Source organism: Bordetella genomosp. 4, assembly GCF_002261185.1.
GTDB lineage: Bacteria > Pseudomonadota > Gammaproteobacteria > Burkholderiales > Burkholderiaceae_B > Bordetella_A.
The window spans coordinates 1-13443 of sequence record NZ_NEVQ01000020.1 but is presented as its reverse complement, the minus strand read 5'-3'; the positions used below and the strand labels follow the sequence as shown (position 1 = coordinate 13443).

General features: G+C 57.8%; 11 protein-coding genes. 7 read left to right on the top strand and 4 right to left on the bottom strand.

Features of this window, described 5'->3' with window-relative positions:
* Positions 1-34 precede the first annotated feature (34 nt).
* Positions 35-913 (top strand): SMP-30/gluconolactonase/LRE family protein, encoded by an 879-nt coding sequence (locus CAL20_RS19555; RefSeq protein WP_094822872.1) that lies wholly within the window; start codon positions 35-37, stop codon positions 911-913.
* Here CAL20_RS19555 and CAL20_RS19550 read toward each other — a convergent pair.
* Positions 910-1857 (bottom strand): LysR family transcriptional regulator, encoded by a 948-nt coding sequence (locus tag CAL20_RS19550; protein WP_094838709.1) that lies wholly within the window; start codon positions 1855-1857, stop codon positions 910-912. The genes CAL20_RS19555 and CAL20_RS19550 overlap by 4 nt on opposite strands.
* 109 nt (positions 1858-1966) lie before the next feature.
* Here CAL20_RS19550 and CAL20_RS19545 point away from each other — a divergent pair, with 109 nt between their 5' ends.
* Positions 1967-3031: an LLM class flavin-dependent oxidoreductase gene (locus CAL20_RS19545; protein WP_094838708.1), complete on the top strand. Its 1065-nt coding sequence runs from the start codon at positions 1967-1969 to the stop codon at positions 3029-3031.
* Between the two features lie 11 nt (positions 3032-3042).
* Positions 3043-3840, top strand: a complete 798-nt coding sequence (locus CAL20_RS19540) for a flavin reductase family protein (RefSeq protein ID WP_094822743.1) — start codon at positions 3043-3045, stop codon at positions 3838-3840.
* A gap of 103 nt (positions 3841-3943) precedes the next feature.
* Here CAL20_RS19540 and CAL20_RS19535 read toward each other — a convergent pair whose 3' ends face one another.
* Both CAL20_RS19535 and CAL20_RS19530 read right to left on the bottom strand, forming a co-directional pair.
* The gene (locus CAL20_RS19535; RefSeq protein WP_094822742.1) at positions 3944-4906 is read right to left on the bottom strand and encodes a tripartite tricarboxylate transporter substrate binding protein; all 963 of its coding nucleotides are present in this window, start codon (positions 4904-4906) and stop codon (positions 3944-3946) included.
* A 245-nt stretch (positions 4907-5151) separates the two neighbouring features.
* Positions 5152-6093, bottom strand: coding sequence for a 2-hydroxyacid dehydrogenase (locus tag CAL20_RS19530; protein ID WP_094838707.1), 942 nt, complete (start codon positions 6091-6093; stop codon positions 5152-5154).
* Positions 6094-6496: 403 nt separating this feature from the next.
* Here CAL20_RS19530 and CAL20_RS19525 point away from each other — a divergent pair, with 403 nt between their 5' ends.
* A complete protein-coding gene (locus tag CAL20_RS19525) occupies positions 6497-7576 on the top strand; it encodes a mannonate dehydratase (protein WP_094838706.1) in 1080 nt (359 codons plus the stop codon).
* A 15-nt stretch (positions 7577-7591) separates the two neighbouring features.
* Positions 7592-9325, top strand: a complete 1734-nt coding sequence (araD, locus tag CAL20_RS19520) for an L-arabinonate dehydratase (protein ID WP_094838705.1) — start codon at positions 7592-7594, stop codon at positions 9323-9325.
* A gap of 83 nt (positions 9326-9408) precedes the next feature.
* On the opposite strand, the gene CAL20_RS19515 is transcribed toward araD, so the two are convergent.
* A complete protein-coding gene (locus tag CAL20_RS19515) occupies positions 9409-10416 on the bottom strand; it encodes a LacI family DNA-binding transcriptional regulator (RefSeq protein WP_094838704.1) in 1008 nt (335 codons plus the stop codon).
* 142 nt (positions 10417-10558) lie between these two features.
* On the opposite strand from CAL20_RS19515, the gene CAL20_RS19510 reads away from it, so the two are divergent.
* Both CAL20_RS19510 and CAL20_RS19505 read left to right on the top strand, forming a co-directional pair.
* Positions 10559-11539, top strand: coding sequence for a Bug family tripartite tricarboxylate transporter substrate binding protein (locus CAL20_RS19510; RefSeq protein ID WP_094838703.1), 981 nt, complete (start codon positions 10559-10561; stop codon positions 11537-11539).
* Positions 11540-11576: 37 nt separating this feature from the next.
* On the top strand, positions 11577-12773 hold the full coding sequence (locus CAL20_RS19505) for an L-talarate/galactarate dehydratase (RefSeq protein ID WP_094838702.1): 1197 nt from the start codon (positions 11577-11579) through the stop codon (positions 12771-12773).
* The last annotated feature ends 670 nt before the right edge of the window (positions 12774-13443 follow it).

The following is a 13443-nucleotide window of genomic DNA, read 5'->3' as shown; positions in this document are numbered from 1 at the left end:
CTTGAAACCATCCGAAATGGAGCCGGAAAAGCAGATGAAAATCACGCGCATAGGACAATTACGGGCTGCTCTTGGGGAGTGCCCGGTCTGGGACGCGGAAAATGGCCGACTGTGGATGGCGGATTGCCGCAAAGGGGAGATCCACAGCATTGACGTGCAGACGGGGGTATCGGAGACTTACGAGCTGCCCGCACCAATAGGGTCCTTTGCGCTGAATGCGACGGACGAGCTGGTGGTGGCACTGAAATCAGAGTTCGGCCTGTATGGATTGGCTGACCGGAGTTTGCGGATACTCGGTCATATCGGAGATAGTCATCCCAATTTGCGGCTGAATGATGGGGCGCCGCTGCCCGACGGCAGCTTTGTTGCTGGCACCATGCATATATTCCGGCAGCCAGGCGAGGAGCCCTTGGGTGGGTTGTTTCATGTGAGCCGGCAGGGACAGTTGACGCGACTCGCCCGAGGATTCGGTGTGGTCAATGGGCCGGTAGTTCATCCAGAACTGCCATTGTTCTTCGTGGCAGATAGCAGTCAACGAAAGATCTACCGCTACACGATCGGGCATGACGCCGTTCTGAGCGACCGTCGTGTTTTTGTCGATACTGAAAGCTTGGGAACGGCTCCAGACGGCTGTTGTTTCGACAGCAGCGGCGGATTATGGACCGCGTTGGTTCACATAGGAGCTATTGCACGATTTGATGCGGCAGGCGTGCTGACCGATCGCATTGATCTGCCAGTCAAGCATCCTGCTTCGCTGTGTTTTGGAGGGCCCGACTTGGCAGATGTATTTGTCACCACAATCAGCGACAGCGGCCGTTTGAAGGCAGAAGGGAGGCTCGATGGCGCCTTGCTGCGCATAGAGGGCAGCGGTTACCGCGGCGCGCCGCGGCCGCGTTGTTCTATTGGGGTCTAGTCGCTATCTGTCGCCGTGGATTTACCGTAGGCGGTAAAGCGGAGCTCGTCTCCAGAGACATGAGAGGCCACGAAGTCCAGGAATAGCCGTATTTTGGCCGGGATCATGGCCGTGTCCAGTATGGTCGCGTACATACCTTCTTCGAAGGTCGTGTTCGTGACGCGGTATTCCGGGCACAGGCGGATCAGTGTGCCGCGGGCAATATCATGGTGCACGGTGTAATCGTCGAGCAAGGCGACGCCCTCGCCAAGACGGGCCAATTCCAACAGAGCTACGCCGTTATTTGTGACGTGCCGGGGGGTGATGAGGACCTCTTCAATGGCGTCAGCCTGCTTGAACCGCCAGCGATATTGATCACCAGGCAAGAGATAGGCCAGACAGTCATGCTGGGCGATGTCTGCGGGCCGTTCGGGCCGCGCGCGCTTGGCCAGATAGGCCGGGGACGCCACGAGATAACGCTCGCTTTTGAACAAAATGCGCCGTTTTAGGCTCGCCTCTACCGGGGGCGAGATCCGAAAATCGATATCGAAATTGTTGCGTCTGAGGTCCGTTTTGGCTTCGGAGAGCACCAGCTCGATATGAATATCGGGATACTTCTGCCGGAATGCCGCGACCAAGGGCGGCAGCACGCCCAGGCCGAACATCATTCTGGAGTGCACGCGCAGCGTGCCCTTGGGGGCGGCGCGGATCTCGGTAATGTTCCGATGGGCCTGGTCTATGTTCCAGAGAATCCCTTCCAGTTCGCGCGCGTATTCCTGGCCGGCCTCGGTCAGTACGACCTGCCGCGTAGAGCGCAGCAACAGTTTGACGTTCAGTTCACTTTCAAAGTCCGTGATCATGCGGGAAACGGAGGTGGCCGAAACCCCAAACTGACGCGCGGTTTCTGAGAAGCTCTCTGTTTTTGAAATGGATAAAAAAAGCTCCATTGCGCGTAATCTGTCCATCATTCCTCCATTTTATGCATCACAGAACGCCGCTTTTCTTGTATTCCAGTAAGGGATGCCCGGCATCTAGAATTTCCTCAAAGCATCATGCGATTTTTGAGGAGGCATTATGGAATTCGGCGTATTCATCCTGGCGCAGCAGCGAGGTTACCACCAGTCGTCCAAGCAGGTCATTAACAACTCTATCGAACAGACCGTGGTGGCCGAGCAGGCTGGGTTCAATAATGCTTGGTACGCGGAGCACCATTTCAATAACTACTCTTTGTCGCCTTCGCCCTTGATGACCATTGCCCACGCGGCGGCCAAGACGCAGCGTATTCGCTTGGGAACGGCGGTGTGCATTTTACCGTTGTATCACCCGGCGCGTTTCCTGGCCGAGGTGGGTTTTGTAGACACGGTGTCAAACGGCCGGCTGGATCTGGGAGTCGGCTCAGGCTACCAAGAGTTCGAGTTCGAGCGTTTCGGCGTAAAGATCGCTGAATCGGGCGCGATTTTCAACGAGTTCCTGGATCTGATTCCCAAGGGCCTGACTCAAAAGATCTTCGAGCACGAGGGTGAGCATCTGAAGATTCCGCCCAGCTCCATCGCGGTACGTTGCCTGCAGGATCCGATGCCCCCGTTGTGGATCACCTCGGGCAATCCTGTCACTTTGGGGCGAGGCGTGCGCGAAGGACATAATCTGTTCGTAACCGCGTTGCTCAAGGGCAATGAAGGGATTGCGGAATTGCGCGCACGCCTGGAAGGCGTCGCTCAAGCCAATGGCAAGGACCTGGATCGTGACGTGAAATTCGGTTTCTTGCGTTGCGGCTACGCTTCGGACAGTAAGGCCGAGATCGATGCCTATCTGGATTGCGCCCGCTTCCAACGACGCATCTCGGAAAGCTTGAAGTATCGCCGTGCGCAGAGCGACGATGGCTATATGGTGAAAGAGGTTCCGTCCGAGACCGACCCGACCTTTGAACAACTCCGCCAAAACCTGCCGGTCGGATCGGTCAATGAGGTCATCGACAAGATGCTGGAAGAAATCAGCATCTTGCGGCCCAAGCATATTGCGCTGCAAACACAGCTGGGCGATTTTGATCAGAAAACCATGCTCAAACAGATCGAGCTCTGGGGCGACAAGATCATCCCGGCAATTCGTAAAGAGATTGAGCAGCCGGCGACGGCAGCCTGAGGAGGCGAACCATGCGGATATACCTGAGTAACGCAGGATCCATCAGCTTGCGCGATCCGGCCGATTTCAAACGCCTGGATGTGCTCGTAGATCCACAGCCGCAAGAACGTTTGGAGCAGGCGATTGCGCGGGTAGGGCGTCGAGAGGACGATCAACACATACGTCTGTCGCCGTCCGTATTGCGATTCCTGTCGCAGCACGCTGGCGATCCCGAGTGGGAGGCTGGATTTTCCGCCATGGTGCAGTACGCATCGACTCACGGCTGGGTAGACGACCGTGGCGACATCCGTGCGCATATGGTGCTGAACGAGCGCGACGAGGTCGTGTCATTGGACGATTTCAAGGCCGCCATGCGGGCCTTGCCGGCGGGCATCAGTGCGGTGACGACCGGTGATGGCGACGCGCCGGCCGGATTGATCGTTTCAAGCTTGACGTCGATCTCCGCTGAGCCTCCCATGGTGGGATTCTTTTTGCAGCAGACCTCGTCGGCCCGGAGCAGCCTGCTCAATAGCGGACGCTTTGTGGCGAACATCCTGGGCGAAGACCACGGTGATGTCATCGAGACCTTTCTGAGGCAGCCGCAAGGGATGCCGCGATTCTCGCAAGGCAGCTGGGTCGCGGGTGAGCAAGGGGGGATGGTGCTCACCGATGCCGTGGCCAGCATCGAGTGTGAGATTGTGTGCACCGAGGTGCTGGGCACGCACGATTTCATCGTCGGCAAGATTCGCAAGACATCGTGCCGTCAGGCGCAGCCGGTCATCAATTTCAATGCGGCCACACATCGTATCGCGCCCGCGTACTTACAGTAAAAGAATAATTGCCGAGTAGGGGAAAGCCCGCCAGTTCAATATCTGGCGGGCTTCTTTTTGACGGATGGGACGACGCTCGGGCGCCATCCCTCTTGCATCGCTATTAATCCAGTACGATGTGATTCTCGGTAATGACTTCGCCCCAATAAGCACGGTCTGCTTGGAGTTGCGCGTCCAGCTTTTCAGGACCGCCGGCCTTTTCTGTTTGCCCGTTGCTCGCGAGCATCTGCCGAAAACTGTCGGACTGGACCGCCTTGATGGCGGCTGCTGAATACTCCTGGATGATATTGGCTGGCGTGCCTTTAGGCGCGTGCAGGGCGGTCCAATAACTGGCCTGCAATTTAGGATAGCCCAACTCCGTGACGCAGGGCACCTCGGGCAAAGCGGGATCGCGCTGATTGGTGGTCAGCGCCAGGATCTTTATCGCTCCCGATTTTTGATGATCGACCAGCGCGATAGGCGTCATATAAGAAAGGTCATTGCGTCCAGCGATGAGGTCAAGCAGGCTGGTAGGCGTGCTTTTATAGGCCACCGATGTCAGGGGTATCCCCAGCGTTTTGGACAGTATCAGGCCATACAAGTCTGTCACACTGCCGGGACCCAGAGAACCGTAGGTCAATGGACGGTTGGTGCTTTGGGCATAGGCGACCAGGTCCTTGAGAGAATTGACGCCGATCTTCGAAGAGACTGTGATGGTCAGAGGGCCATCAAACAGCATGGCGACGGATTCAAAGCTGTCGAATCCATACGCCAACTGCGGGCGTAGCAGAATATTCAACGAGATGGGTCCCGACCCGCCCATAAACAGTGTGCTGCCGTCCGCGGGGGCACGCGCGGCGAAAGTCGCGCCTATGATGCCGTTAGCACCAGGCCTGTTTTCAACGATGAATGAGCGTCCCAGCTGGCCGCCCATGCTCTCGGCCAGCAATCGTGCGAAATTATCATTGGGGCCGCCGGCCGCATAGGGAACGATCAGCGTTACTGGCTTTGGCGCCGCACGCAACGGGCGGGTAAACATCATCAGTGTGCCGGCCGTGATCAGGCTGCGGCGCATAGGCTTGAACATTGTCTCTCTCCTCGGTTCCGCCGTGACTCATCGACTGTGCCTGGCGGCACAAGAGCTGGGTGGGCGAGACGCATCGGCGCTGGGGGCCGATTATTGGGTTGTCTCAGGAGACGATGATAAGTTTTATCAGGGCGGCCGATTACCCCGTCGTTACGCAAAACAGTTCTGCGAAAGTATCCGGATCTGCCGCCCTATATCACTCATTATCGAGGAGCCGTTGCTTATTGATGCCTACCGGCGTGATGTTAGATGGGGGTCAGCAATGGCTCTCCAGCATACAGGCGGTGCGCATTTTCCAGGAACTTATCGACCGTGAGCTGGATGGCTTCGGGCGACCAGCCGGCGACGTGGGGCGTCAACACCAAATTGGTCAGGTCGAATAGCGAGGGCGGAACATGGGGTTCGTCTTCGTAGACGTCCAAGGCCGCGCCCTTGATGAGGCCATGGCGCAGCGCATGTTCCAGCGCAGCAGTATCGACCACGCTGCCGCGGGCAATGTTGACTAGATAACCCTCGCTGCCGAGTTGGTTGAGGATATCCGCGTTAACGAGATGCTGAGTGTCGGGCCCGCCGGGCGTGGCGACGACGAGAATATCCGCCCATTCGGCCAGCGCCTTAAGCGATGGGAAATACGTGTGTGCGCCATCTACGCGCTGGCGGCGATTGTGGTATCCGATTGCCATGTCGAAGGCTTGGGCCCGCTTGGCGATTTTTTCGCCGATAGCACCCAGCCCCAGAATGCCCAGTTTTTTGCCCGATACATGAAGCGGCCATGGGATTTCCGTACGCCAGAAACCCTTGCGGGTGAGTTGATCCAATTGAGGCACGTTGCGGATCATGGCCAGTATCAGGGCCATGGTGTGGTCGGCTACACAGGTGTCATTGGTGCCAGCGCCGTTCGAGGTGGCGATACCGCGCTTTTTGGCATGAGCCACGTCGATTTTTTCGTAGCCTACGCCCAAGGCGTGCGCCAGCTTCAGTTTGGGCAAGGCGTCGATTTGTGCGGCGGTGATCCCGATTGAGCCTATGCTCAGTGCGACTTCGATGCGATCTGCCGCTGCCGCGATGGTTTCAGCAGCCAGCTCCGGTGTCGGGGCGTACAGGACCTCGAAGTGTTCGGCAATCTGTTCGCGATGAGCTTCCGAGACGGGATTGAAGATGATCAGGGCAGGCTTTGGGGATGGCATAGTGGATCGTGAGGGCAAGGAACTATTGGATTGACAGCTACATGAAAGTAGCCGTCGAGCCGGGGATCGTCAATATGCCAAGTGTAGTGGACGCGGCGTATTAACGTGAGTATCCATTGCGCAGAGACCAGGGCTGCTGCCAAGCCCGGTCACTGCTTAATTGTCAACGATCAAAACCATATAACTGGGCGGGATTAGTGACCAGAATACGTGCGCGGATCGAGGTATCGGGAATCCATTCGCAAAAGCGGTCGATCTTTTCGAGATGGCGACGGCTTGAACGCCACACACTTGGCGTTTGTCTCACACTGTGGGACGGCCAGCACAGTGTTGGCACGATGGCCTTGAGCTGTGCGACGTCTCTCTACAAAATGGACGCGTGCTAATTCCGTGTGAAATCTCCATGTACATCAGCGAACAGTTGTTAAACCCTGATGAGCGCCGTCTGCGCTTATCCACTCAGTTGGGTGTGCAGAATGTGGTGCTCGACAATCGCGGCACCGAACTGGTCTCCGCTGCAGGAGGGGTGAATGCTTGGGATGCGGGGAGGTTGCGTCGCTATCGTGAATGGATCGAAGCCTTTGGTCTGAAGTTGGATGTCTTTGCGCTCGATGTCGGCAGTATCTTGCTGGACTCGTTGGTAGACCTGGATAGCGCTCGCCGGCAGCGCGATGTGCTGGCACAGAATGTTCAGAAGGCTGCGGATGCGGGCATTACCTGCCTGAAATATAACGTCCAGATGGTGGGAATCACACGCACCGGCTTGAAGCCCGGACGAGGCGGGGCGCGCAATTCCGGCTTTGTGCTGACGGAGTATTCGCCAGAAGATGACAGCAAACACTCTTATTGGGGGGTAGGCTATCCCAGTAATCAAGAGGAGGGCGGTTCGGCTTCCGCCATGTTATGCGGCCAGAAAATGGCGCGCGAGGTGCCGCCCGTCAGTGCGCAGGCAGGGTGGGACGCGATCGAGTTTCTCGTCGAAGGTTTGGTGCCCGCCGCAGATGCCGCGGGCGTACGGCTCGCTTGCCATCCGCATGATCCGGCCTATCCAATAGGAGGCTTGAATGGTATCGAGCACGTAGTGGGATCGGCGGATGGGTTGCGCCGTTTTCTGTCGCTGTCGTCCAGCCCTAATCATGGGCTCAATTTTTGCCAGGGGACCGTGGCGGAAATGTTTAAAGAGCCTGCGAAGCATATGAATGCGGTCATTGAGGAGTTCGCGGCGACGGGGCGGATTTTCATGGTGCATTTCCGCAATATCCGCGGCGGCTACCTCGATTTTCAAGAGGTGTTTCCGGACGAAGGAGACGTGGATATGCTGCAGGCCATCAAAGCGTATCAACGCGGCGGCTATGCCGGGCCGCTCTGTCCGGATCATGTGCCTGTGTCGGACATTGACGAGGGGCGTGAGCGCTTTATGGCTTTCGCCTTGGGGTACACACGAGGACTCTTGCAGGCCGCAGGCGTGTGGTCGGTGCGATAGCAAACAGAGGCATACATGGAAAAGCCCTTGAATTGGCGCAGCCAGCGCTGGTTGGCGCGAGAGGATTTTCGCAGTTTCAATCATCGCAGCAGATTTATGCAAATGGGCTATGAAGAGCAGGATTGGGCCGGCAAACCGATCATTGCGATATTGAACAGCTGGTCGGAATTCAATCCCTGTCATCAACATTTTCGCGATCGCGTCGAGGACGTCAAGCGCGGCATTTTGCAAGCGGGCGGTTTCCCTCTGGAAATGCCGACGATGTCGCTGAACGATGCGATCGTCAAACCCTCGGCATTGTTGTATCGCAACCTGATGGCGATGGAGGTCGAGGAAATGATCCGATGCCATCCGGTGGATGGCGTGGTGTTGATGGGAGGCTGCGACAAAACGACGCCAGCCATGTTACTGGGGGCGATCAGCGCGCAAGTCCCCGCGATTTTCTTGCCTGCCGGTCCAATGCTGCGAGGCCATTCGCGCGGCCAGACACTGGGTTCGGGCTCCGATGCGTTCATGTTCTGGGATGAGCGGCGTGCCGGGCGGATATCCGAATCGACGTGGGAAGGCATCGTGGGTGGGATTGCACGCAGCCCTGGGACATGCATGACGATGGGGACCGCCAGCACAATGACCGCCATCGCAGAGGCACTGGGCATGGCGTTGAACGGGTCCAGCAGCATGCCGGCTGTTGATGCGGGTCATCGGCGTATGGCCGCGCGCTGCGGCCGCCGTATTGTGGAGATGGTAGGCGAGGACTTGCATCCGGGGCGCATCCTGAGCCGGGATGCTTTCTTGAATGCCATTGTGGTGGCCATGGCGATGGGCTGTTCCACCAATGCCATCATCCACTTGATTGCCATGGCGCGCCGTGCTGGACATGCCGACGTCGGGTTGGATGATTTCGATCGAATCAGCCGCGAGGTGCCCGTTCTGGCCAATATCCGGCCGAACGGGGATAGTCGTTACTTGATGGAAGATTTTCATTATGCCGGGGGACTGCCAGCGTTGATGACACGCTTGTCGCGGCATTTGAGGTTGGAAGCGTTGACGGTGACTGGCCAGTCCCTGGGGGAAAATATCCGTGAGGCCCAGATCTATAACGACGAGGTGATTCGTCCCTGGGATCGCCCGATCTATGCGGAGGGTGCGTTGGCGGTGTTGCGCGGCAATCTCGCGCCTGATGGTTGCGTGATCAAGCCTAGTGCGATGAGCGAGCGGTTTCTGAAGCACTGCGGGCCTGCCGTGGTATTTGACGACTATCCCAGCCTCAAGCAGATGCTGGATGACCCACAAGCAGACATTACTGCCGATCACGTCATCGTGTTGCGCAATGCCGGCCCCAAAGGCGGGCCCGGGATGCCCGAGTGGGGCATGATTCCTTTGCCACTGAAGCTTGTACGCGAAGGCGTTAAAGATATGCTGCGTATCAGTGACGCACGGATGAGCGGTACGAGCTATGGGGCTTGTGTATTGCACGTGGCGCCAGAAGCCTATGTGGGCGGGCCGCTGGGGCTGGTGCGCACCGGCGATCTGATTTCAGTGGATGTGGCCGCGCGCAGTATTCACCTGGATGTCGATGAGAACACCTTGATGCGCCGCCGGGCTGAATGGATATCACCGCCTCCACGCTATGCGCGAGGTTATGGCCGCATGTTGCTGGATCACATTTTGCAGGCGGATCAGGGGTGCGACATGGATTTCCTGTTGACGCAGGCGGGGCCGGCCGTGGGCGAGCCAGATATTTTCTGATTGTTCTGTGTGGTCAAGGCATCGGCGAACTGACCGCGCGTGAAATCATGACGTTGGCAGCATTCGCGGCACGCGCTAGCCAGTCATGTGCTGGCTCGCTGAATGACTTCGAAGCCGATGTCGCAGGGTTTGCTGCTCTTGCGGCCTCCTTGAGCCATGCGTTCCAACAGTAGGCGGCCGGCTTGCGCCCCTATTGCGGCCCGGTCAATACGCAGTGTGCTCAGGGCGGGATGGGCTGCTCGTGCAATAGGCAGATCGCCAAAACCCATGACGGCCAGACTCCCAGGCACAGCCAAGCCGCGTTGCTGACAGGCAAACAGCACACCGGCTGCGAGCAGATCGTTGTTGCAGAAGACCGCGGTGATGTCGGGACGGCGTGCCATCAGCCGATGCAGGCTGTCGGCGGCAGCGTCCACCTGCACGGGGGGAACAATCAATTCGGCCGCGACCTCACGGCGTGCCGCCGCTGTGAACCCGGCCAGGCGTTCACGAGCCCGGGGCTCGTCAGCACCGATAAAGGCGAGCGTACGGTGTCCTCGTTGCAGCAAATGGCCTGCTGCTGCAGCCCCTGCGGCTCTGTTTGAAAAACCGACGAGCATGTCGATCGCTTTGTTTCCATTATCGCCAGGCAAGTCCCAGGTCTGTACGACGGGGATACCGGCGTGGCGTAGCTTGGTGCGTAGTGAGGCGGGTTGGTTTGTGCCTGTGAGGACGAGGCCATCGACGCGACGCCCCAGAAAGGCGTCGATCAAGGCGGCTTCTCTATCCAGGCAGTAGCCGCTTTGACCCAGCAAAAGTTGATAACCGTCTTGCGTCAGTCTTTGTGCCAGCGCTTCGACGGTCTCGGAGAAGACCAGGTTAGAGATGGTCGGCACGATAGCCGCGACGATACGAGAACGATTGGACGCGAGGCTGCCGGCCGTCAGATTAGGGACATACCCCAATTTATCGACCGCCGCCTTGACTGCTGCCAAAGTATCGGGGGCCACGAGGTCCGGCGTGTTGATGGCTCTGGATACGGTTACCAGCGAGACGCCAGCAGCATGGGCAACGTCGCTCATCCGGGCTTTGGCTGAGGGTTGGCGCGGCATGGTTGGTGAAATTTCCAAATTATGGGACTGTCGAGGGCAGGGCGCGGAAATCGGGATTGCGAAATTTCCACCAGCCGTCAAAATGAAAGCGCTTTCAAATTCTACATAAAACTACGGCGATCAGCCGAAAAAGGAGACCACGATGAATCGCAGAACTCTGTTGATTACGCTCAGTCTGCTAGCCAGTGCGGCGAGCATTCCTGCCACGGCGTTTGGGCAGAATGACGATTATCCGTCTCGTCCAGTGACGATCATTGTGCCGTTTCCTGCAGGCGGTACGAGCGATTTGATGGGGCGCTTGATGGCAGATGTGTTGGGACGGCAGCTGGGAAAGCCATTCGTGGTAGAGAACAAGGGCGGTGCGGGTGGGGCCATAGGCACTGATCAGGCGGCGCGCGCCAAGCCTGATGGCTATACCTTGCTGCTATCCGGCATCGGCAGCAATGCCATTATTCATGGCTTCAGCCCCAAGCCTCCTTACGACTCTGCAACGGACTTTGTTCATATCTCTCAGTTGGCGGCCGGCCCCAATGTGCTGGTGGTCAACCCGTCGTTTCCGGCCAAGACGTTTGGCGAGTTTGTCGCATGGGTCAAGGCGAATCCCGGCAAATTCAATTTTGGCCAGGTCAATGCCTCATCGGGGCATGTGACGACCGAGTATCTGAAACAGGTTGCCGGTCTGGACATGGTAGGGATTCCGTATAAAGGCGGCGCGCCCGCGTTGAATGATGTGCTGGCGAATCAGATCAACGGGATGTTCACCAATCAGGATGTGGTGCTGCCTCATGTCCAGGCAGGCAAGCTGCGCGCGCTGGCGGTGACCAGCGAGCAGCGTAACCCGCTCTATCCCGATGTGCCGACGGTTGCTGAATCCGGGTATCCCGGCTTCAGTGCGGTGTCATGGACGGGTCTGTCTGCCCCTAAAGGGACGCCGCCTGCTATCGTGAAGAAACTGGAAACCGCCATGATCAAGGGATTCGCGGATCCGGCGGTACGTCAAAAACTGGAGGTGGCCGGGTTTGTCGTGGTCACCTCGAAATCCGAGGATTTCACTCGCTTTGTCGACAGTGAGATTGCCCGTTGGGGGCAGGTGGTACAGAAAGCAGGCATCAAATTGAATTGAGCGGACGCTCGTTAATTCCGATATTGGAACACCCATCATGAAAGCCGTTGAATCGAATATTGTTTCTTATGCCAAGGCGGATGCTAATGCGCGCACTGCTGCCGAAAGTGGTGATCGCATTGACTGGATCAAGGTGTCGTTGATCTATCTGCCATTGGATACTCCTGTCAGTGACGCAAAGGTCCTGACTGGCCGTCAAAAGCCTTTGACGGAAATTGCCTTTATCTTTGCCGAGATTCGCACGCGTGATGGGCACGAAGGCATCGGGTTCGGTTATTCGAAACGTGCGGGTGGCCCTGGGATGTACGCGCATGCCAAGGAGATCGCGCCGAATTTGCTCGGAGAGGACCCCAGCGATATATCGCGCCTGTTTACCAAGCTGCTCTGGGCTGGCGCTTCTATGGGACGCAGCGGTTTGACGACGCAGGCGATTGCGCCGTTCGATATCGCGTTGTGGGATCTCAAGGCCAAACGCGCGGGACTGCCTTTGGCGAAGTTGCTGGGCGCTCATCGTGACTCGGTGCAGTGCTACAACACGTCGGGCGGCTATCTGCACACGCCGTTGGATCAGGTGTTGAAAAATGTGCAGATTTCCCGCGAGAGCGGCATCGGCGGGATCAAGCTGAAAGTCGGTCAGCCTGATTTGTCCATCGACATTCATCGCGTGCGCGAGGTCCGCAAACTGTTGGGTGATGATTTCCCGCTGATGGTGGATGCCAATCAGCAATGGGATCGCCAAAAGGCGACGCGGGCATGCCGTGCGTTGGAGCAATTCGATTTGACCTGGATCGAAGAGCCTCTGGATGCGTACGACTTTGAGGGGCACGCGTTACTTGCGGATCGTTTTGATACGGCAATTGCGACGGGAGAGATGTTGACCAGCGCTGGCGAGCATGCTCAATTGATCATGGCAGAGGGCAGCGACTTCATTCAACCCGATGCGCCGCGTGTGGGGGGGATTACTCCGTTCCTGGAAATCATGGCCCTGGGTGCGTTCAAGGGGCGCAAGCTCGCGCCGCATTTTGCGATGGAAATCCATCTGCATTTGGCTGCAGCGTATCCGATTGAGCCGTGGCTGGAGCATTTCGAATGGCTGGGGCCGATGTTCAATGAGCAGATGCAGCTGAAAGATGGCCGCATGTATGTGTCGGATCGGCTGGGGTTGGGATTCTCGTTGAGTGAGCAGGCTTTGCGGTGGCGTGCGGATTCGGAGGAGTTTGGTAAGCGGCCTTAGGGCTAGTCGTTGCGAGATTATTGTGGGTTTCGTCAGAGGCTTGGGTGTGGCCTAGGTCTGTGTGCTTATGGACGTCGAGCCGAGGCAATCGGGCCGTGAGGGCTTCACAAAGCCGGTCCGGCGCGCGGGCGCCGGACACCGTGTTCGCTCACCTCGTCCGGCCCGTTCGGGCCTACCTACGGTATCCGCTCCACTCGGCTTTGAGGCGCCCTCACGGCCCGATTGCCTCGGCTCGACTCGCAGTAATTCAAGCTCATCACATCGCTGGCACGGTTGTCTTGCTTGGCGTTTTTCTGCTGCCCTGTTGGCAAAGAGGAAGATCTTGCAGGGCTGCTATTCGCGCGTGCCCTGCACACGCGCGAATAGCGATCAGTCCGGGCATGCGGCGGGGTGGCGTGGTGCCAGTTTGGAAGATCTGCTTGGCTAGAGTTGGAGCATGTGACGATGATGCGTAGCTCATCTCTGGGTATAACGAAATCGTAGCTCGAGAGATCTTCTGTTCATCTCCAATGCCAAACCCTTCGCATGCAGATCACGAACGCTCTTCATGGACGCGCCCGTAGGCGGCCATGAAGAGCAGCCCTGCAAGATCTTCCTCCTTGCAAACGCCAGTTCCTACGAAGCCTACGAAGACCAGCCGTGCCAGCGATGAGGGAATCAGAGACTCTGC

Excerpts from the sequence above, each read along its gene's own strand:
- CAL20_RS19555 (WP_094822872.1), top strand. The coding sequence starts at position 35 with ATGAAAATCACGCGCATAGGACAATTACGGGCTGCTCTTGGGGAGTGC.
- CAL20_RS19550 (WP_094838709.1), bottom strand. The coding sequence starts at position 1,857 with ATGGACAGATTACGCGCAATGGAGCTTTTTTTATCCATTTCAAAAACA.
- CAL20_RS19545 (WP_094838708.1), top strand. The coding sequence starts at position 1,967 with ATGGAATTCGGCGTATTCATCCTGGCGCAGCAGCGAGGTTACCACCAG.
- CAL20_RS19540 (WP_094822743.1), top strand. The coding sequence starts at position 3,043 with ATGCGGATATACCTGAGTAACGCAGGATCCATCAGCTTGCGCGATCCG.
- CAL20_RS19535 (WP_094822742.1), bottom strand. The coding sequence starts at position 4,906 with ATGTTCAAGCCTATGCGCCGCAGCCTGATCACGGCCGGCACACTGATG.
- CAL20_RS19530 (WP_094838707.1), bottom strand. The coding sequence starts at position 6,093 with ATGCCATCCCCAAAGCCTGCCCTGATCATCTTCAATCCCGTCTCGGAA.
- CAL20_RS19525 (WP_094838706.1), top strand. The coding sequence starts at position 6,497 with ATGTACATCAGCGAACAGTTGTTAAACCCTGATGAGCGCCGTCTGCGC.
- araD (WP_094838705.1), top strand. The coding sequence starts at position 7,592 with ATGGAAAAGCCCTTGAATTGGCGCAGCCAGCGCTGGTTGGCGCGAGAG.
- CAL20_RS19515 (WP_094838704.1), bottom strand. The coding sequence starts at position 10,416 with ATGCCGCGCCAACCCTCAGCCAAAGCCCGGATGAGCGACGTTGCCCAT.
- CAL20_RS19510 (WP_094838703.1), top strand. The coding sequence starts at position 10,559 with ATGAATCGCAGAACTCTGTTGATTACGCTCAGTCTGCTAGCCAGTGCG.
- CAL20_RS19505 (WP_094838702.1), top strand. The coding sequence starts at position 11,577 with ATGAAAGCCGTTGAATCGAATATTGTTTCTTATGCCAAGGCGGATGCT.